Origin of the sequence: Ornithinimicrobium sp., from assembly GCF_051004135.1 — a bacterium.
In the GTDB taxonomy this organism is placed as follows: Bacteria; Actinomycetota; Actinomycetes; order Actinomycetales; family Dermatophilaceae; genus Ornithinicoccus.
On sequence record NZ_JBPCKQ010000190.1, the window covers coordinates 1 to 19,591 of the forward strand.

Annotated in this window: 18 protein-coding genes and 1 tRNA gene; 10 read left to right on the forward strand and 9 right to left on the reverse strand. The window is 71.3% G+C overall.

Going from position 1 to position 19,591, the window contains the following annotated elements:
• Positions 1-154: 154 nt before the first annotated feature.
• Positions 155-239: transfer RNA gene (locus ACR2FV_RS13210), tRNA-Leu, on the reverse strand.
• Between the two features lie 52 nt (positions 240-291).
• Positions 292-1,659: a DNA polymerase IV gene (locus tag ACR2FV_RS13215; RefSeq protein ID WP_434016159.1), complete on the reverse strand. Its 1,368-nt coding sequence runs from the start codon at positions 1,657-1,659 to the stop codon at positions 292-294.
• Positions 1,660-1,762: 103 nt separating this feature from the next.
• Here ACR2FV_RS13215 and ACR2FV_RS13220 point away from each other — a divergent pair, with 103 nt between their 5' ends.
• The 5 genes from ACR2FV_RS13220 (at position 1,763) to ACR2FV_RS13240 (ending at position 4,407) form a co-directional block, all read left to right on the forward strand.
• Positions 1,763-2,473: a sigma-70 family RNA polymerase sigma factor gene (locus ACR2FV_RS13220; protein WP_434016160.1), complete on the forward strand. Its 711-nt coding sequence runs from the start codon at positions 1,763-1,765 to the stop codon at positions 2,471-2,473.
• Positions 2,474-2,498: 25 nt separating this feature from the next.
• Complete coding sequence (locus ACR2FV_RS13225; protein ID WP_434016161.1) at positions 2,499-2,939, forward strand: MmcQ/YjbR family DNA-binding protein; 441 nt, start codon at positions 2,499-2,501, stop codon at positions 2,937-2,939.
• 356 nt (positions 2,940-3,295) lie between these two features.
• Positions 3,296-3,424 (forward strand): hypothetical protein, encoded by a 129-nt coding sequence (locus ACR2FV_RS13230; protein ID WP_434016162.1) that lies wholly within the window; start codon positions 3,296-3,298, stop codon positions 3,422-3,424.
• Positions 3,425-3,438: 14 nt separating this feature from the next.
• The gene (locus ACR2FV_RS13235; protein ID WP_434016163.1) at positions 3,439-3,960 is read left to right on the forward strand and encodes a YbaK/EbsC family protein; all 522 of its coding nucleotides are present in this window, start codon (positions 3,439-3,441) and stop codon (positions 3,958-3,960) included.
• Between the two features lie 84 nt (positions 3,961-4,044).
• On the forward strand, positions 4,045-4,407 hold the full coding sequence (locus ACR2FV_RS13240; protein ID WP_434016164.1) for a hypothetical protein: 363 nt from the start codon (positions 4,045-4,047) through the stop codon (positions 4,405-4,407).
• 12 nt (positions 4,408-4,419) lie between these two features.
• Here the strand turns inward: ACR2FV_RS13240 and ACR2FV_RS13245 are convergent, their stop codons facing one another.
• From ACR2FV_RS13245 to ACR2FV_RS13255, 3 genes are read right to left on the reverse strand one after another with little or no spacing between them, the layout of a single operon-like run.
• A complete protein-coding gene (locus tag ACR2FV_RS13245) occupies positions 4,420-5,250 on the reverse strand; it encodes a TrmH family RNA methyltransferase (RefSeq protein WP_434016165.1) in 831 nt (276 codons plus the stop codon).
• Entirely contained in the window at positions 5,247-6,008 is a 762-nt protein-coding gene (locus tag ACR2FV_RS13250) for a sulfite exporter TauE/SafE family protein (protein ID WP_434016166.1), read from the reverse strand. The genes ACR2FV_RS13245 and ACR2FV_RS13250 overlap by 4 nt, the downstream gene beginning before the upstream one ends.
• Before the next feature lie 12 nt (positions 6,009-6,020).
• Positions 6,021-6,812 carry an ABC transporter ATP-binding protein gene (locus tag ACR2FV_RS13255; protein ID WP_434016167.1) on the reverse strand — a complete coding sequence of 264 codons (792 nt, stop codon included), beginning with the start codon at positions 6,810-6,812 and terminating at the stop codon, positions 6,021-6,023.
• Positions 6,813-6,896: 84 nt separating this feature from the next.
• Here ACR2FV_RS13255 and ACR2FV_RS13260 point away from each other — a divergent pair, with 84 nt between their 5' ends.
• A complete protein-coding gene (locus ACR2FV_RS13260; protein ID WP_434016168.1) occupies positions 6,897-7,646 on the forward strand; it encodes a hypothetical protein in 750 nt (249 codons plus the stop codon).
• A gap of 260 nt (positions 7,647-7,906) precedes the next feature.
• Here the strand turns inward: ACR2FV_RS13260 and glgA are convergent, their stop codons facing one another.
• Positions 7,907-9,115 (reverse strand): glycogen synthase, encoded by a 1,209-nt coding sequence (gene glgA / locus ACR2FV_RS13265; RefSeq protein WP_434016191.1) that lies wholly within the window; start codon positions 9,113-9,115, stop codon positions 7,907-7,909.
• Between the two features lie 82 nt (positions 9,116-9,197).
• On the opposite strand from glgA, the gene glgC reads away from it, so the two are divergent.
• The 4 genes from glgC to ACR2FV_RS13285 all read left to right on the forward strand — a co-directional run bounded on the left by glgC (position 9,198) and on the right by ACR2FV_RS13285 (position 15,354).
• Positions 9,198-10,466 (forward strand): glucose-1-phosphate adenylyltransferase, encoded by a 1,269-nt coding sequence (gene glgC / locus ACR2FV_RS13270; protein ID WP_434016169.1) that lies wholly within the window; start codon positions 9,198-9,200, stop codon positions 10,464-10,466.
• A 10-nt stretch (positions 10,467-10,476) separates the two neighbouring features.
• On the forward strand, positions 10,477-11,394 hold the full coding sequence (locus tag ACR2FV_RS13275) for a cyanophycinase (protein WP_434016170.1): 918 nt from the start codon (positions 10,477-10,479) through the stop codon (positions 11,392-11,394).
• Between the two features lie 58 nt (positions 11,395-11,452).
• Positions 11,453-14,350, forward strand: coding sequence for a cyanophycin synthetase (cphA, locus tag ACR2FV_RS13280; RefSeq protein ID WP_434016171.1), 2,898 nt, complete (start codon positions 11,453-11,455; stop codon positions 14,348-14,350).
• Between the two features lie 287 nt (positions 14,351-14,637).
• Positions 14,638-15,354 carry a hypothetical protein gene (locus ACR2FV_RS13285; RefSeq protein ID WP_434016172.1) on the forward strand — a complete coding sequence of 239 codons (717 nt, stop codon included), beginning with the start codon at positions 14,638-14,640 and terminating at the stop codon, positions 15,352-15,354.
• A gap of 398 nt (positions 15,355-15,752) precedes the next feature.
• Here ACR2FV_RS13285 and ACR2FV_RS13290 read toward each other — a convergent pair whose 3' ends face one another.
• The 3 genes from ACR2FV_RS13290 to fabG all read right to left on the reverse strand — a co-directional run bounded on the left by ACR2FV_RS13290 (position 15,753) and on the right by fabG (position 19,568).
• Positions 15,753-17,978 (reverse strand): tetratricopeptide repeat protein, encoded by a 2,226-nt coding sequence (locus ACR2FV_RS13290; RefSeq protein ID WP_434016173.1) that lies wholly within the window; start codon positions 17,976-17,978, stop codon positions 15,753-15,755.
• Between the two features lie 30 nt (positions 17,979-18,008).
• Positions 18,009-18,764 (reverse strand): enoyl-ACP reductase FabI, encoded by a 756-nt coding sequence (gene fabI, locus ACR2FV_RS13295; protein WP_434016174.1) that lies wholly within the window; start codon positions 18,762-18,764, stop codon positions 18,009-18,011.
• A gap of 63 nt (positions 18,765-18,827) precedes the next feature.
• Entirely contained in the window at positions 18,828-19,568 is a 741-nt protein-coding gene (gene fabG / locus ACR2FV_RS13300) for a 3-oxoacyl-ACP reductase FabG (protein ID WP_434016175.1), read from the reverse strand.
• Positions 19,569-19,591 lie beyond the last annotated feature (23 nt).

The following is a 19,591-nucleotide window of genomic DNA, read 5'->3' on the forward strand; positions in this document are numbered from 1 at the left end:
AGCTCCTGGGTCAGCAGACCCGACGCCGGTCGGTAGCGCCCGCGGAGCTCATCCACCGACATGAGTGGCTTGGGGATCAGATCCCCGTCGCGCTCCAGCCACACCACCTTCGTGCCTGGCGGGAACCCGTACAGTGGCCCACCCGGAAAGATCGTGTCCGGAGGGGGACTTGAACCCCCACACCCGGTAAAGGGTACTAGCACCTCAAGCTAGCGCGTCTGCCATTCCGCCACCCGGACAAGGGCTTCGCGGCCGAGCCCAAAGGCACCGCCACGACGACTGTGGAGACTATCACGCACCAGGGCCCTGCTGCCGCCAGTCCGGGGGGTCTGCGGGCTGCAGGGCCGGGTCGGAGAGGGGGAAGCTGCGGATCGGCCCGGGCCCGGTCAGCGGCCCCTCGAAGCGCACCGTTACCACCCCGCGGCCGGCACCCCATACCCATCCTGCTCCGTGTTCGGCATGCCGCACATCGTGCCCGGTCCGCCACTGCGGCCGCGGCGCGGGTCCTGTGGTCGGCTGGGCTCGCACGTCCGGCGCCGAGTCCGCACCGTGCTCGGTCTGCGGCTCGACCGCCTCGGCATCGAGCACCAGCTCGTCCTGGGCATGCGTGGTCAGCCCGCTGACCCCCACCCCCAGGAGCCGCAGCCCGCTGGCGACGTCCACGGTGTCCAGCAGCCGTCGGGCCTCCCGCGCGATCACCGCCGGCTCACCCGTGGCGTGCGGCAGCGAACCGGAACGGGTGACCGTGGTGAAGTCGTGCCACCGCGCCTTGACGGTGATGGTCCGGGCAAAGGTCGCTGATGTGCCCAACCGCGCTGCCACCCGCGCGGTCAGCCCGTCGATCTCGGTATGCAGCACCGCCCGGTCCGTGATGTCGGTCTCGAAGGTCTCCTCCGCCGACACGCTCTTGGCGATCCGTTCGACCTGGACAGCCCGGGCGTCCCGCGCCTTCGCGAGGTCGTGCAGCGCCTGACCGTGCGCGGTGCCGAAGATCGAGACCAGGTCGGTCAGCTCAATCCGGGCCAGGTCTCCCACAGTCTCGACCCCGAAGCCGCGCAGCTTGCCCGCTGTCGCAGGCCCCACCCCGGCAACCGCCCGCACCGGCATGGGGTGCAGCACGTCCAGCTCCTCACCCGGGGCGATCAGGGTCAGCCCGGCGGGCTTGCCCATCTCGCTGCCGATCTTGGCCATCATCTTGCTGGTGCCGATCCCCACCGAGGCGGTCAGCCCGCCGGTGGCGCTGCGGATCTCGGCCATGACACGCTCCCCCACCGTGCGCAGTCCGTCCGTGCACAGATCCACCTCACCGGCGGCCAGATCGACATACGCCTCGTCCACCGAGACCTGCTCCACCCTGGGTGAGACCTCGCGCAGCACGTCCATCACCACCCCCGAGCTGACCCGGTAGGCCTCGTAGCGCCCGGCGAGAAACGCGGTGCCCGGAGGGCATCGCCGCCGGGCCTCCGCGGTCGGCATGGCCGAGCGCGCACCGTAGCGACGAGCTTCATAGGACGCTGTCGAGACCACCCCGCGGCCGCCCAGCCCACCGACGACCACAGCCTTGCCGCGCAGGGAAGGTTTGTCGCGCTGTTCGACCGCAGCGAAGAAGGCGTCCAGATCGAGATGCAGGATGCTGGCTTTTGGGGCATCCCAAGGCATACCATCACTGTGACACAGCCGCTCGGCGCTGACGCGGCGGCGTGACACACGTGGTCCAGCAAGGGCGCCACTCCAGGGGCGGCATGCCCGGGAGGTGGTCGGGTTGAGCACACGGAGCACCGACGCGACCCCGCGCGCTCCGCGCGAGAGCCTCATCTTGGACCATCTCGACCTGGCCGACAACCTGGCGCAGCGGTTCCGCGGCCGGGGTGAGCCGGTGGAAGACCTCGTGCAGGTGGCCCGGCTCGGCCTCGTGCTCGCCTCGCGACGCTACGACGAGTCCTCGGGTGTCCCCTTCATCGGGTATGCGGTGCCAACCGTGCTCGGTGAGCTGCGCCGACACTTCCGCGACCACGTCTGGGTCGTGCGGCCCCCGCGCCGGTTGCAGGAGCTGCGCCCACGGGTCGTGACCGGCCACGAGCGGCTGAGCCACCAGATGGGACGCTCCCCGACCGCCACCGAGATGGCCATCGATCTGGGCGTGCCCGAGGGTGACGTGATCGAGGCACTCTGCCTGGGCACGGCCTACGCGCCCGTGCCGTTGGAGGGCAGCCGCGAGGACCGGGTCGGGGCACCCGCCGAGACTCTGGTCGCTCCCGACTCTCGCATCGAGGAGGTCGACACGAGGCTGAGCCTGCGTCCGGTGCTGTCCGGGCTGCCTGACCGCAGCCGGACCGTGTTGCGGCTGCACTACTTCGAGGACCAGAGCCAGCAGCAGCTCGCCGGGCATCTGGGCGTCTCGCAGATGCAGGTCAGCCGCATCCTGCGCAGCACCCTCTCCCGCGTGCGCGAGGCGCTGACGCCGACCGGCTGAGCGCCGCACCGCCTACCCTGCCGGTATGCCGAGCAGCACACGCAGGGCACAAGTCCGGGACGTCCACACCGTCGCTGCCGGTATGCCGCACGTGCAGCTGCAGGAGGGTCCGCTGGGCAACGCGGTCTATCAGGTGGGCCGCAAGTCCTTCGTGTTCTTCCGCAACGCCCGGCCCGATGCTGCCGACCCGCAGACCGGCGAGCGCTACGACGACGTCATCGTCTTCTGGGTGCCGTCCGAGGCCGACAAGCACGCCCTCGTCGACGACGAATCCACGCCGTTCTTCACCACGCCGCACTTCGAGGGACACCCCTCGGTGCTGCTGCGCGCCGGCCGGATCGGCGAGCTGAGCCATCAGGAGCTGACCGAGCTGATCCAGGACGCCTGGCTGACCCAGGCGTCGGCTCGCCGGGCGCAACAGTGGCTTCAGGCCCACCCCCTCCTGACCGACCGCCAGGCAGACTGACGCGGAGCGCGACGCGCATATTCTGCCGGTGCGGAGGTATACGCTCGGCGGATGGACGTCGCGATCAGCGCCTTGAGGGCAGAGCTCTCGGTGCGGACCGCCCCCCCTGCTCGACGATCTCGTGCGGCGTGGTGTGCTCAGCAAGCCTGGGGGTGCCGCTCGACCGACAGTTTGCGGTGCCCATCGGGTCCGCGCGAGGGGGCCGGTGGGCGATCTGGTCGGCGAGCAACGGCGATGAGTCGGTTGACCCTCGTGTCCTTCGACAGCAGCGCTTCCGTGCAGCTTCTCGTGGTCGAGCCCATCGCTGCACGTGCCAGGCCGCTGGGCCCGACCATGCCCTGCCCGGTGCCGAAGCGGTGCACCTGGCGAGCCTGCTCGCCGTCGGCGCGGAAGACACGCTGTTCGCCGTCTGGGACGAACGGTTGCCAGCAGGCGCCAACTCAGTGGGCGTGCAGTTCGCGGTGACTCGGATGGACCCGCAGTGACCAGGCTGGAGTGGGTGTCTGTGGCGGGTGCCGAGCACCTGCTGGCCGACCCGGTCGCCGCCGCACTGCATACCGATGCGTCCTGGGCCACACGCGTGCAGGTCGCCGCCATCGACCCGGACTGGGCCGACACCGCCACTCTGGTGGAGCACAGCGACGTCACCCTAGCCGAGTCGGCCAACTGCATCCTCGTGCTCGGCCGCCGCGGCGGGGTCGAGCGGATCGCCGCCGTGGTCGTGCTGGCGACCACCCGGGCCGACGTCAACACCGTGGTCCGCAAGCACCTGGACGTCCGCAAGGCCACCTTCCTGAGCGCGGAGCGAGCGGTTGCCGAGAGCGGGATGGAGTACGGCGGCATCACTCCCCTCGGTCTGCCGGCGGACTGGCCGATCCTGGTCGACGCCCGGGTCGTGGAGCAGCCCCGGGTGGTGATCGGCTCCGGGCTGCGCGCCTCCAAGCTGGCGATGCCCGGGTCCGACCTGGCCGGAGCGCCGCGCGTCGAGGTCGTCTCGGGACTCGCGGTCCCCCTGGGCTGAGCGAGCCTCCTACGATGACGTCCATGGCGGGAAGCAGCCAAGGGGCCGTAGTCACGGGGACATCTCGAGGAGCGAGGCACTCGCATGTCTGGGGCCCGCCGGCTCCACACGACGGTGGTGTTGGGGCTGTGCCTGCTGACGGGTGGGTGCAGTGTGCCGATCGCCGACCGGGCGACGTGGTCGCTGGCCGCACCTGCAGACAAGTGGGAGGCAGAGATGCCTCTGGGTGCGCTGGCGCCACAGCGCACCTACACGTTGTTCGGCGGGACGCAGGACAACAGCTGGTCTGCCTCCGGGGTGTCCTTCACGACCGCGGAGCTGGAGGCACGGGAGCCGGGGCAGGTGCTCTACCGGCCGGGTGACGACAGCGCCGAGTCGTACGAGGCCAATGTGGTGGAAAGCGAGGCCCAGTTCTTCGAGTCGGCCTGCGCTCCCCTCGGCGAGTAGGGATCGCGAGGGTCAACGTCGCAGTGCGTAGAAGGCGACAGCGCTGGCCGCAGCAACGTTGAGCGAGTCCACGCCGCCGGCCATCGGGATCCGCACGGCGACATCTGCGGCCGCGACAGCTCGTCGGGACAGACCGTCGCCCTCGGCGCCCAGCACCACGGCCAGCCGCTCGGGAGCGATGGCGGCGAGCGCATCGAGGTCGATCGCCCCGTCGGTCAGGGTCAGCGCGGCCACCAGGAAGCCAGCGGACTGCAGCGCCGCCACCGAGCCCGGCCAGTCGGGCAGCCTCGTCCACGGCACCTGGAACACGGTGCCCATCGACACGCGCACCGACCGGCGGTAGAGCGGGTCCGCGCAATGTGGGGTCACCAGCACCGCGTCCACCCCCAGCGCCGCCGCGGAGCGGAACACCGCACCGACGTTGGTGTGGTCCACGATGTCCTCCAGCACCGCCACCCGTCGGGCACCGTCGAGCAGCTTTACCGGGTCGGGCAGGTCCGGGCGGTGCATTGCGGCGAGGGCGCCGCGGTGCAGGTGGAACCCGGTCATCGCCTCGATCACCGGCGGCGATGCGACATACACCGGTATGCCGTCGCGCACCGCCTGCTCGACCAGGTCGGCGAGGTCCGTGAGCCAGCGGGGGGCCATCAGCAGCGAGCGCATCCGGTGCCGGACACCCAGGGCCCGGCGGATCACCTTCTCGGACTCGGCGAGGTAGAGCCCCTGCTCCGGCTCCAGGACCCGGCGCAGGGCGACGTCGGTGAGGTCGAAGTAGTCCCGGACTCGGGCATCTCGGGCGTCCTCGACCCAGGTGACCCCCGGTGGTAGGGCAGGCTCGCTCACGTCACCAGCACCACGATGGCCACGGTGCCGATCACGACGATGACGGTGCGCAGCAGCCAGGGGGGCATCGCCCGACCCACCCGGGCGCCCACGAATCCGCCGCCCAGCGAGCCGGTCGCGATCAGCAACACGACCAGCCAGTCGATCTGGGCCGGCTCGATGACCAGGAAGACGAGGGCGGCGACCAGGTTGGCGACCAGGGTGCAGGCGTTCTTGAGCCCGTTGAGCTGTTGCAGCCCGTAGGGCAGCAGGACCCCGAGCAGCCCGATCAGCAGCACCCCCTGCGCAGCGCCGAAGTAGCCGCCGTAGACGCCAGTGAACACCACCCCCGCGAGCAGCGCGATCCAGCGCCCCCGGGTGAGGCGGTCCGTGTGGTGCCCCGCAGCCCATCGGTTCAGCCGGGGTCCGGTGACCACGAGCACCAGGGCCAGGGCGATCAGCACCGGCACGATGGTCTCGAACGCCGACTCCGGCAGCACCAGCAGCAGCAGCGCCCCGATCACCGAGCCGACCAGCGACGCGGGCAGCAGCGCCAGCAGGGTCGAGCGCACCTGGCGCAGCTCGTGCCGGTAGCCCCACGCACCGCTGAACCCCCCGGCGACCAGACCCAGGCTGTTGGAGATGTTGGCCGAGACCGGTGCGTAGCCGAAGAACAGCAACGTCGGGAAGGTGACCAGGGTGCCGGAGCCGACGATGGTGTTGATGGTGCCGGCGGCCAGTCCGGCCGCGATGATGGCCAGGGCCTGCAGGGGGTCCATCCGCTGCAGGCCCTACGCGGGGTCCGCGGCCCGGGCGGTCCACCGTCCGCCGCGCCGATCGACGACCAGGGGTATGTCGAAGGCGCGCGACAGGTTGTCAGCGGTCAGCGTGGCCTCGAGCGGCCCGGCGGCGACGACCTCACCGCCGCGCAGCATCAGGATGTCGGTGAAACCCGGCGGGATCTCCTCGACGTGGTGGGTGACCAGCACCAGGGCGGGTGCGGCGACGTCCTGCGCGAGGACCTGCAGCCGGCGCACCAGGTCCTCCCGGCCGCGCAGGTCCAGGCCGGCCGCCGGCTCGTCGAGCAGCATCAGCTCGGGGTCGGTCATCAGCGCCCGGGCGATCTGCACCCGCTTGCCCTCCCCCTCGCTCAGCGTGCCGTAGCGGCGGGTCGCCAGGTGGTCGACCCCGAGCGCGCTCAACAGCTCAGCGGCCCGCTGCTCGTCGACCGGGTCGTAGTCCTCGCGCCAGCGCCCCACCACCGACCAGGACGCGGTGAGCACCACGTCGGCGACCCGCTCGTGCTCGGGGATGCGCTCGGCAATGGTGCTGCTGGACACCCCGATCCGCGGCCGCAGCTCGAAGACGTCGACAGTGCCGAGCACCTCCCCGAGCACTCCGGCAACACCCGTGGTGGGGTGCATCCGCGCGGCCGCGAGCTGCAGCAGCGTGGTCTTGCCGGCGCCGTTGGGCCCGATGACGACCCAGCGCTCCCCCTCCTCGATCGACCAGGTGATCTCCCGCAGCAGGTGCGCGCCGCCACGGACCACTCCGACACCGGCGAACTCCAGGACGTCGCTCATGGTCGCCCACCCTAGTTGGCCCGCGTGCCCGCCGATCCGTGCCATGCCGCAGCCACCCGACCCGGCGCGTTCTACGATCCGTGCATGCCCGAGCTGCCCGCCAGTGTGCGCGTCGCCGTCTGGGCGAGCGCCGCCTTCGCGGGACAGCTGCCCGTGGGGCAGGTCGCCGCCCGGGCGCTGCCCGACCTGGATCACGTCGTGGGTCTGGAAGCCACCCTGACCCTGTGGCGAGACCTCGGGGAGCAGGTCGTGCTGGTCGCGTTGCCACGTCCCGGGGACGTCGCCGGTATGCCGAGGTGCGGCCCGGAGCTGCTCGACGCCGCCACGACCGCCCAGGAGCTGGTGTTCGTCCCCGGGGTGGGCGCGGCGATGGTGCCGACGATCGAGCCCTACGGCCCGCAGGACGACCAGGGCTGGCAGGCCGGCTGGACGGCATACGACGCGGAGCCGACCCCGGTGCACCGGGTGCAGGCGGTGGACATCTCGCAGGTCGAGCTGAGCCTGCGCCAGGACCTGACAGCAATCACCGCCGAGCTCGCGGCCGTGCCCGGCGCGCCGGTGGGCGCGGGTCTGGCGGAGACACTGGCCCGAGACCGGCTGGACACGCAGTGGGGGATGCCCGCCGCCGTGCCGGCCCGGGGGATGCGGGTGATCAAGCTGGCGGGCTCGGTGCTGACGCTGGCCGAGGCCGGGCGCGACACCGCCGTGCAGACGGTCGACTCCAGCAGCACGCTGCAGCGGGAGCGCATCATGGCCCGCCTGGCAGACCGGGCCGCCCGGGCCCTGGCCGACGCCACCAATGTGGCAGTACTGCACCTCGCCGGCTGGCGCTGACACCCGCGGCTGAACCCTGACTTAGCCCACTGGCCCGCTCAGCCCACGTCTGCGGTGCTGCCCCGACGGCACGTGCACCATCCGGACAACTCGTGCATCATCCGGACGACTCGTGCACGATGTGGATCACTGATGCATGGCGCGCGCAGGGCAACAGTGTGCGGGATCGTGCACCAGTCGGCGCAAGCCAGGCCGAGTGGCCCGGCCCCGCCGATGACGGCTTCGCTGGCGACGGAGCCGATGGCCCGGCCCCCGGCAGCTCAGGCCAGCACGGAGCGGTAGAGATCCGTGGTGCGTTCGGCGATCGCGTGCCAGGAGAAGTCGCTGATCGCCCGCTCTCGGCCGGCCTGCCCCATCTGCTCGGCCCGCGCGGGATCCGAGAGCGCCTCGTTGACCGCCGCGGCGAAGTCCGCGACATAGCGGTCCACGTCGACCGGGGTACCGGTGCCGTCGCTGACCTGCTCGATCGGCACCAGCCACCCGGTCTCCCCCTCGACGACGACCTCGGGGATGCCACCGGTGGCGGTGGCCACCACGGCGGCGCCGCACGCCATCGCCTCGAGGTTGACGATGCCCAGCGGCTCGTAGACCGACGGGCACACGAACACCGTGGCGTGCGACAGCACCGCGATCACCTTGTCCCGCGGCAGCATCTCGGCGATCCAGATCACCGAGCCACCGCGGTCCGAGCGCAGCTGGTCGACCAATGCTACGACCTCGTCCTTGATCTCCGGGGTGTCCGGGGCGCCGGCCAGCAACACGATCTGGGTGTCGTCGGGGATCTCGCGCAGCGAGCGCAGCAGGTAGGGCAGCCCCTTCTGCCGGGTGATCCGGCCCAGGAAGACCACGCTGGGCCGGTCCGGGTCGATGTCGTAGTCGGCCAGCACCACCCGAGCCTGCTCGCTGGTGTCGCGCTGCCATTGCTCGGCGTCGATGCCGTTGTGCACGACGTGCACCTTGCCGGGGTCGATGTCCGGATAGCTGGCCAGCACGTCCTTGCGCATCCCGTCCGAGACCGCGATGACCGCGTCGGCATGCAGGTATGCCGTGCGCTCGACGTAGCTGGACAGCCGGTAGCCCCCGCCCAGCTGCTCGGCCTTCCACGGCCGCATCGGCTCCAGGCTGTGGGCGGAGATGACGTGCGGCATACCGCCGATCAGCGAGGAGAGGTGACCGGCGTAGTTGGCGTACCAGGTGTGGCTGTGCACCAGGTCGGGGGCCGCGGCGAGCACATCGGCGGCGATGGTGAGGTCGACCCCCAGGGTGCGCAGCGCCGGGTTGGCCTGCGCGAGCTGTGGCAGCGCGGCATACCCCGTCGTGCCCGGCTCGTCGACCGGGTCGTCGAAGGCACGAACCTGCACCCGCACGTCGTCCCTGGCGCGCAGGGCCCGGGCCAGCTCGTGCACGTGCACCCCCGCTCCGCCGTAGATGTTGGGCGGATACTCCCGCGTCAGGACGTCGATGTCGATAGGCACCCGAGACACGCTAGCGGCCCCGCCGAAGCGGGGCTACCCCTCGCGGCCCGACGGGCGCACCCCCTAGGTTGGTGTCATGGCAACGTGGTCACGCAACCGGGCGAAGGTGATGGCGATCGTACTGGCCGGGGGTGAGGGCAAGCGGCTGATGCCGCTGACGGCCGACCGGGCCAAACCGGCGGTGCCGTTCGGGGGGATCTACCGGCTGATCGACTTCGCGCTGTCCAACGTCGTCAACTCCGGCTATCTCAAGGTCGTCGTGCTGACGCAGTACAAGTCGCACAGCCTGGACACCCACATCACCAAGACCTGGCGTATGTCGAACCTGCTGGGCAACTACGTGGCGCCGGTGCCCGCGCAGCAGCGACTGGGCAAGCACTGGTTCGCCGGCAGTGCCGATGCGATCTATCAGAGCATGAACCTGATCCACGACGAGAAGCCGGACATCGTGGTCGTCGTCGGCGCCGACCACGTCTACCGGATGGACTTCTCCCAGATGGTGGCCCAGCACCAGGAGACCGGGGCCGGGGTGAGCGTGGCCGCGATCCGCCAGCCGCGCTCGATGGCCGACCAGTTCGGGGTCATCGACGTGGATGCCGAGGACCCGAAGCGAATCTCGCAGTTCCTGGAGAAGCCCACCGACCCGCCCGGTCTGCCGGACTCCCCGGACGAGGTCTTCGCGTCCATGGGCAACTACGTCTTCGACGCCGATGTGCTGGAGCAGGCGGTGCGCGAGGACGCCAAGAAGGAGGGCTCCAAGCACGACATGGGCGGCGACATCGTGCCCGCCTTCGTCGAGCGCGGGGAGGGCTACGTCTACGACTTCAACGACAACGACGTCCCGGGGGCCACCGACCGAGACCGGGCCTACTGGCGCGACGTCGGGAGCATCGACTCCTACTACGACGCGCACATCGACGCCGTGTCGGTGCACCCGGTGTTCAACCTCTACAACGAGAACTGGCCAATCCTGACCAACTACGGCTGTCACCCACCGGCCAAGTTCGTGCACGGTGCCGGAGACCGCGTCGGGCATGCGGTCAACTCCGCGGTCTCCCCCGGTGTCGTGATCAGTGGGGCGACGGTGAGCGACTCCGTGCTCTCCCCCCAGGTGCGGGTGCACAGCTTCAGCACCGTCTCCGGGTCGGTGCTGCTCGACGGCGTCAACGTGGCCCGGGGCTGCACCATCGAGCGCGCCATCATCGACAAGTACGTCCATGTGCCGCCCGGCACCTCGATCGGGGTCGACCACGAGCACGACCGGGCCCGGGGCTTCACGGTCACCGACTCCGGCCTCGTCGTCGTCGGCAAGGGGACCGTGATCGAGGGGGGCGACAGCGCCTAGAGTTGCCCCCATGCCTGCCGCCGGATCCACCCTGAGCGAGGTGACGGATCCCCCCGAGCGCACCCTCCTGGTCATCGGCGGGGCCGAGGACAAGCGCCGGCGGGTGCTCGTGCTCAAGCGGTTCGTGAGTCTGGCCGGTGGTCGACACGCCCGGATCGTGGTCATCCCCACCGCGTCCTCGATGGCGCAGGAGGCCGTCGAGGTCTATCGCTCGGTGTTCACCCGGCTGCACGCCCGGGACGTGAGCGCAGTTCACCCGCGTTCCCGGGAGCAGGCCGGAGCGCCGGATCTGCTCGCCGCCGTCGACCTGGCCACCGGGGTCTTCATCACCGGGGGCAACCAGCTCAAGCTCGCACAGCTGATCGTGGGCACGCCGCTGGCCGCGGCCATCCGACGGGCCTACGAGCGCGGCGCCGTGGTCGCCGGCACGTCGGCGGGGGCCTCGGTGCTGAGCCAGTTCATGATCTCCCTCGGCGACGAGGGCGTCACCCCACGGCAACGGTCGGCCCAGCTGACGGCGGGCCTGGGCCTGCTTCCCGGGGTGATCCTGGACCAGCACTTCGCCCAGCGCACCCGCTATGGGCGCCTGCTGTCGCTGGTGGCCGGGTCCCCCAGCCTGCTCGGCGTGGGGATCGATGAGGACACGGCCGCCGAGATCACCGACGAGCGCACCCTGCGGGTCGTGGGCGGCGGCGCCGTCTATGTCGTCGACGGGCGCGCGGCGGTCAGCGACGCGCACGAGGCCCGGCGCGACGCCCCCCTGCTGGTGTCGGGAGCCGTGGTGCACTCCTTGCCCTGGGGAGCCGTGTTCGACCTGCACGACGTCGCCTTGCGCGACTTCGAGGAGCAGCACGCCGAGGTGGCCGTGGTCACCTCGCCGACCGACGTGCACGAGACCGCCAACGCGGCTGCCGCGCTGCGGCGTTGACCGGCAGCCGCCGCGCTGCCTACGGGCGTGGACGAGTGCAACAGTGAGAGGAGCAGGAGTGGACGACACGGCCCCCGGCCCGGCGGCCCCGGAGCTGCGCATCGCGGAGTCCCGGGTCTATCGCGGGCCCAACGTGTGGAACTACGACCAGGCGATCCACCTGGTCGTCGACCTCGGCGTGCTGGAGCACCACCCCTCCCACCAGGTGCCCGGCTTCACCGACCAGCTGCTGGACTGGCTGCCGGCGCTGCATGCGCACACCTGCTCGCGCGGACGGCCCGGTGGCTTCGTGGAGCGACTGCGCGAGGGCACCTGGATGGGCCACATCGCCGAGCACGTCGCACTGGCGCTGCAGGCCGAGGCTGGGCACGACCTGCGCCGCGGCAAGACCCGGATGGTCAAGGGCAAACCTGGGCACTACAACGTCATCTACGGCTTCCTGGACGAGCGCGTCGGACTGGCCGCGGGTCAGTTGGCCGTGCGCACCGTCAACGCAGCGATCAGCGCGAGCACCGGTGCTTCCGCGGGCTCGGGCGCCGGGGGCGACTCCGACCAGGGTCCGTTCGACTTCACGGCCGAGCTCGACGCGTTCCTGCGGCTGGCCCAGCGCACCGCCTTCGGGCCCTCCACCGCGGCCATCATCGAGGAGGCGGCCAGCCGCGACATCCCCTGGCTGCGGCTCAACACCGCCTCCCTGGTCCAGCTCGGCCAGGGCGTCCACGCGCAGCGGATCCGGGCCACGATGACCTCGCGCACCGGAGCGCTGGCCGTCGACATCGCCTCCGACAAGGCGCTGACCAACACCCTGCTCTCCTCGGCCGGGCTCCCGGTGCCCGCCAGCGCCACCGTGCGCACCGAGGACGAGGCCGTGGCCGTGGCCCGGCGCATCGGCTACCCCGTGGTGGTCAAGCCCCTCGACGGCAACCACGGCCGGGGCGTGGGCATCGACCTGCGCGACGACGCTGCGGTGCGGGCGCACTGGCCCAACGCTGCCGCGCAGTCCCGGCGCGGGATCATGGTCGTGGAGTCCTTCATCACCGGCAACGACTACCGCTGCCTGATCGTCGGCGGGCGCATGCAGGCGATCGCCGAGCGGGTGCCCGCGCACGTCATCGGCGACGGCCGGCATACCGTCGAGGAGCTGGTCGAGATCACCAACGCGGACCCTCGCCGCGGGGTCGGGCACGAGAAGGTACTCACCCGGATCGCCGTCACCGAGAGTGCGGTCGAGCTGGTCCGCGCGCAGGGCCACGGGATGGGCTCGGTGCCGCCGGAGGGCGAGATGATCAAGCTCGCCCTGACGGGCAACATGTCCACCGGAGGCATCTCCGTGGACCGCACCTTCGACGCGCACCCGGAGAACGTGGAGATCGCCGAGGAGGCCGCCCGGCTGATCGGCCTCGACGTCGCCGGGATCGACTTCATCTGCCCCGACATCTGCGCCCCCGTGCGTGAGACCGGCGGAGCGATCTGCGAGGTCAACGCCGCCCCGGGTTTCCGGATGCACACCCACCCCACCGTGGGCGAGCCGCAGTACATCGCGAAGCCGGTCGTCGACCTGCTGTTCCCGCCCGGCGCCCCCTCCCGGGTGCCGATCGTCGCGGTGACGGGTACGAACGGCAAGACCACCACCTCGCGGATGATCGCGCACATCATGAAGGGCCTGGGCCGGCAGGTCGGAATGACCTCGACCGACGGCATCGTCATCGACGAGCGGCTGGTCAAGCGCTCGGATGCCTCCGGCCCCAAATCGGCCCGGATGGTGCTGCAGAACCCGCGCGTCGACTTCGCGGTGATGGAGGTCGCCCGCGGGGGGATCCTGCGCGAAGGCCTGGGCTATGACCGCAACGACGTCGCCGTCGTGACCAACGTCGCCGCCGACCACCTGGGCCTGCGCGGGATCGACACCATCGAGCAGCTGGCCGCGGTCAAGCGGGTCGTGGTGGAGGCGGTGCCCCGCGGCGGCTTCGCGGTGCTCAACGCCGACGACCCGCACGTGCGCGAGATGCGCCGGCACTGCAGCGGCGACGTCGTGTGGTTCTCCATGCAGCCGCCCGACAGCCCCGAGCGGGCCCTTATCGAGGTCCGGCTGCGCCGCGGTGGCCGCGCGGTGGTGCTCGAGCCGAGCGACCGCGGCGAGATGATCGTGATCCGGCACGGCCGGCGCAGTATGCAGCTCGCCTGGACGCACCTGCTGCCCAGCACGTTCGGCGGGGCCGCCCGGTTCAATGTTGCCAACGCCATGGCCGCCGCCGGCGCCGCGTTCGCCGTCGACGCCCCGCTTCACGACATACGCCAGGGTCTGCGCACCTTCACCACCTCCTACTACCTGTCCCCCGGGCGGCTCAACATGCTCGACGTCAAGGGCGTCAGCGTGGTGGTCGACTACTGCCACAACCCGGCCGGTATGCGGGCGCTCGGGGAGTTCGTCGACAACCTGTCGGAGCAGCGGGCGCACCAGGCCCAGCAGGAGGCAAGCACGCGGATCGGGATCATCGGCGCTGCGGGCGACCGGCGCGACGAGGACATCCGCGAGCTGGGGCAGGTCGCCGCCGAGTTCTTCGACGTCCTCGTGGTGCGCGAGGACGACAACCGCCGCGGCCGTGCGGTCGGCGCGGCGGCTGAGCTGGTCGCCGAGGGGATCCGGGAGCGCATCGAGGGCGGCGATGTCCGAGCCCGCTCGGTGCGGGTCGTGCCGCAGGAGGTCGACGCCGTCCGCGAGGCGATGGTGCTGGCCAACCCCGGCGACCTGGTCGTCATGTGCGTCGACCAGCACGCCCGGGTCCTCTCGGAGCTGGAGCTGCTCGGCCAGTCCGCATACGCGGGGTCCCGCTCCGATGACCTGCGCGGCGGCGACCCCGACCTGGACCCCGTGGAGCTGCACGACGCCGCGGAGGCCTCCGGGCAGGAGGCACGCACCGACTACACGGAGCTGGAGCCCGCCCCCTCCCCCTGACCACCGCATACTTTCTTCCCGGCGAGCCCTCCCACCTCCCGCCGCTCCCCCCCGCGCACCCTCCCCACTTGCCCCCGCGCACTCCAGCCCCCTCTGCCCCTCGCGCGCCCATGCCCCACTGCCCCCGTGCACTCCTGGCCGCCTCTGCGGCGCTTCGTCAAACCTGCACAACCGGAGGCTGCCTGCGCTTTTACCGCGGACGGGGTGATTGTTCAGGTTCGACGAAACGCGCCCGGGCCTGTGGACAACCTCAGCCACCGTCAGGCCGCAGTGGCCACGCTGCAGAGATGAGCAAGAGTCAGGGCGCCCAGGAGGCGCTGAGTGAGCTCGGCGGAGTAGCCACCTGGGTCGAGCTGACCGAGCGCTGCGGGGCTCGGCGGGTGCAGTGCGCCGTGGCCGTCGACCACATCACCAAGGGGGCGCGAGGACGTTACGTCGCTGTCGAGACCGGAGCGCACCTGGCCAAAGCGCACGCCATGACGGCCACGTTGTCTCATGTAAGTGCTGCCCTCGGGCACGGGTGGAAGGTCAAGACCGTGCCCGAACGTGCCCACCTCACGGTGCGCCAAGCTCGTAGCCTCCCGCCCGGGGTCCGGCGAACTGTCGCGGCCCACTGGCGCGATCTCGCGCCGGGCACCACATACCGTGGCGTGACCCGACCGCTACAGACGGTGCTCGACTGCGCCCGAGACCTGCCCTTCGACGAGGCTCTGTCCGTGGCGGACTCGGCCCTGCGCGAGCACGACGTGGACCTCGACGACCTGGTGGAGGCGACCGAATCCCTGCGCGGACCCGGATCCGTCCGGGCCCGCCGGGTCGCTCGACACGCCTCCGCCAAGCCGGACAATCCCTTTGAGTCGGTGCTGCGGGCCATCGCGCTGGACGTGCCCGGCCTGGAAAGGCGTGGTGCCGCAGATGCAGATCTGGGACAGCGGGCTGTGGGCCAAGGTCGACCTCGCCGAGTGGCGCCTGAAGTTGGTGCTCGAGGCGGACAGCTGGACTGAGCACGGCACCGCAAGGCCTTCCGCTACGACAACCTCGTCGCCTGGGGCTGGACTGTCTTTCGCTTCACCTGGGAGGAGGTCATGTTCCAGCCGGAGTATGTCACCTGGTGCCTGGTCTCGTGGTTGTCCAGCCGCCGCGGTGGCAAGGTCCTCCCGCCACCCGCGCCCTTGGCGCGCTTCCGCTGAGACAAGACGCTCCACCGGAGGGCTCAGGCAGTCACGCAGCGCCTGGTCAAACCTGAACAATCGGAGGCCACCTGCGCGTCGGCAACCGAGATCGCGATTGTGCAGGTCTGACGAAACACCCGGGCAGCCAGAGCGATGCGTCGGGAGGCGGCGGATGGGGTAAAGGTAGAGGGCTCAGGGGAGGTGCTCGGACGAGGCCCAATGGGTGAGGGCTAGGCACGCAGCTCCTTGGCGTGGCTCAGCAGGACGGGGCGGTATGCAGCATCCTCGGTGCCCGTGGCGTGCGTCATCACAAACTCGGCGAGCTCGGCCACCCCTGCTGTGGCATCTCCGCCGTCGGCGCCCAGCAGCGCGCGCAGGACCGCCACTGTGGCGCTGTCCGGACGCTGCGCGCCGAGCTCGGCCAGCAGCTCGGTGGCCTCGACGCGCTCACCCAGCGCGCGCAGGCAGGTGGCGAGCCCTATTTGGGCACGGAACCGGTGCGGCTCGCGCAACCCGGAGGCCAGGGCGTCCCGGTAGCGGTCTGCGGCCGCCGAGGCGTCGCCGTCGGCGTCCAGCGCGCAGGCCAGCTCGAAGACCAGCCGGGGGTCCTCGGGCGTGACCTCGACCAGGTCGCGGGCCGCCGCCACCCGCTCGGCGCCGACCTGCTGGGCCACCGCGGCCAGCACCGACTCCAGCTCGTGCTCCCCCCGGGACGCGATGACCTTGCGCCGCACCTGACGGGGCGAGTCGGGGGTCGCCTGGTGCTCCTCAAGCCACTGGACCACAGCCGGGCGCTCGGCGTGACACATCAACGCGGCGACATCACCCTCGGCAAGATGCTCCACCAGGGCCGCGAGCCCCGCCACCTCCGTGGGCGAGGAGCCACCGTGGACCATGCCCACCGAGGCCAGGCCCCGCTCGAACTGCGCTTCGAGGTCCTCCGCCGTGCGACCGCGCAGGTAGCCGCCCTTGTGCACGATCTGCACCCGATCCGCCCGCCGCCCGGCCATCTCGCCCAGGCCGAAGAGGATCTCATCGGTGCGGTCGCCCACCCCGCCGAGGCCGAGGTGCACCCGCGAGCCAGGGGGCCGCAGCCCTTCCGCGACCGAGAGCAGCGCGTCCAGGCCCGCCTCGTTGTGCGCCAGGTCGACGATCACCGTGCCGAAGCCACCCCCGGCAAGGGGCACGGTCCACACGTTCATCCGCCCCGGGTTGTGCGCGAGGTCCGGGGCGAAGGTCCGCAGACCCTCCACCACGGACGCCGAAGGCAGCCCGACACCCAGACCGGCGGCCGTCGCGGCCAGCGCGTTGGCGATGTTGTGCTCGCTCAGCCCGGACAAGGTCATCGGCACGTCCCGGACCCGCACCAGTCGTTGCGGGTCGGCGTCGCGGCGCACGATGACCAGGTCACCGTCCAGCACCGTCAGGCCACGCCCACCCGCGTCCAGGGCCTCGCGCAGCGCCGGGGAGTCCGGGTCCAGACTGAACATCCAGATCCGACCGCTCGCCTGGGTGGCCATGGCCCGCACGCGCGGGTCGTCACCGTTGAGCACGACCCAGCCCTCCTTCTTGGTGACCCGGGTGATGATCGCCTTGACCTCGGCAAGCTGGTCGACGGTGTCGACACCGTGCAGGCCCAGGTGGTCGGCGGTGACGTTGGTGACCACGCTCACGTCGTTGTGCACCACGCCCATCCCCTTGAGCAGCAGCCCACCCCGGGCCGTCTCCAGGATCCCCAGCTGCACCCCGGGAGCGGTCAGCACCTGGCGCGCACCAGAGGGCCCCGAGTAGTCACCGGCCACCACCTGCTCACCCTGCACGAAGACCCCTTCGGTGGAGCTCCACCCGGTGCGCCGGCCGGCGACCATGCCCCTGTGAGCCAGCAGCCGGGTGGTGGAGGTCTTGCCGTTGGTGCCGGTGACCGAGACAACGGGTATGCGGGGTCGCCGCTGAGCAGCAGAGGCGCCCCGCTCGGCCGCGTCGACCACCGCGGCCGCCTGCGCCAGGGCGGTGTCGACGTCGCCCCCGACCAGCAGCGTGGTCAACACGTCACCCAACGTGCTGCCCAGCGCCTCACCCCGCCCGCGGCTGCGCCACGGGAAGGCCACCACGACGTCGTCCAGGCCGGCCACGGTCCGCCCGCGCACCGCCAGTCGGTTGCCCGCCTCGGTCGCCACCCTGCGCAGCACCACGCTGACCAGACGCACCAGGAAGCGGTGTCGCTGCTCCGTGCGTGGCTTGCCTGGCGCGGCCTGCCGCAGACCCAACCGCCCCGCCAAGTCACGCATGGTCGCCTGCTCGGCGCCCTGGTAGCCGGGCAGCGACAGGCTCACCTTCACGGCCGGGCGTGGGAAGTAGAGGTTCGGCCCCTCGAGCACCCGCATCTCGCGCACGACGACCCCACGGCCGCTGTCTTCGGACCCGGAGACAGCACCCTCGAGCGGGACGGGACTCATCAGCCGAACCGCGACAAGGTGCCCGACACGCTAGAAGCCCGTCGCGTGGAAACCGCCGTCGACGTGCACGATCTCACCCGTGGTGCAGGGGAAGAGGTCGGAGAACAGGGCGATGCATCCCTTGGCGGCCGGCACCGGGTCGCGCACGTCCCAGCCCAGCGGGGCGTGCTCGCCCCACTTGGCGAACTGCTCGAACTCGGGGATCGAGTTGGCTGCCGTCGTGGACACCGGCCCCGCCGCGACCAGGTTGCTGCGGATCCCCATCGGGCCCAGGTCGCGGGCCAGGTATCGGCTGGTCGACTCGAACGCCGCCTTGGCCACCCCCATCCAGTCGTAGACGGGCCAGGCGTAGCTGGCGTCGAAGGTCAGCCCGACCACGCTGCTTCCGCGACCCATCAGTGGCAGCGCCGCCGTGGTCAGCGACTTCAGGGAGTAGGCCGAGATCTGCAGCGCCGTCGAGACGTCCTCCCAGGGGGCCCCCATGAAGTCGAAGGCGCCCTTGGGCGCGAAGCCGATCGAGTGCAGCACGCCGTCGAGGTGGTCGACGTGCTCACCGACCCGGTCGGCCAGGGTCTCCAGCTGCTCGGTGTTGCTCACGTCGAGCTCCACGATCTGCACGGGCTCGGACAGTCGCCGGGAGACGGCCTGGGTGATCCGCATGGTGCGACCGAACGAGGTCAGCACGACCTCCGCTCCATGCTCCTGGGCCAGCCGGGCCACGTGGAAGGCGATGGAGGAGTCCTTGAGGACACCGGTGATCAGCAACTTCTTGTCCTGCAGCAGCATGTGTGTCCTTCGTCGTGACCCGCGCCGGGGTGCTGGCACGGCCGGTGGTCGGTGGGTGGCGCCTCAGTGTCCCATCCCCAGGCCGCCGTCCACGGGGATGACGGCACCGGAGATGTATGCCGCATCGGGGCCGGCCAGGAAGCGCACGGCCTGCGCGACCTCGGCGGGGTCGGCGAACCGTCCGGCGGGGATGGAGGCCAGATAGGTCTGGCGGCGCTCGGCCGGCAGCTCAGCAGTCATCTCGGTCTCGATGAAGCCGGGGGCGACGACGTTGGCGGTGATCCCCCGCCCGCCCAGCTCACGGGTGATCGAGCGCGCCAGGCCGACCAGCGCCGCCTTGGACGCGGCGTAGTTGGCCTGCCCGGCAGAGCCCAGCAGCCCGACCACGGAGGAGATCAGGATGATTCGCCCCGCCCGGGCCCGGATCATCCCCTTGGCGGCTCGCCGCGCGCACCGGAAGGCCCCGGTGAGGTTGGTGTCCAGCACCGCGTCGAAGTCGTCGTCGCTCATCCGCATCAGCAGGGTGTCGCGGGTGATGCCCGCGTTGGCGACCAGGACCTGCACGGGTCGGCCCAGCAGCTGCTCGACCTCGGTGAACGCCTGGTCCACGCTGGCCGAGTCGGTGACGTCACACCGGACCCCCCGCATACCCTCCGGCGGGTTGCCGCTGCGGTGGGTGATCACCACGTCGTCGCCGGCGTCGGCGAAGGCCCGGGCGATCGCCAGTCCGATGCCACGGTTGCCTCCGGTGACCAGGACGGCGCGGGGCGCGGCAGTGCGGTCCGAGGTATGCGGCTCAGTCACCCGCACACCGTAGCCGTACAGTA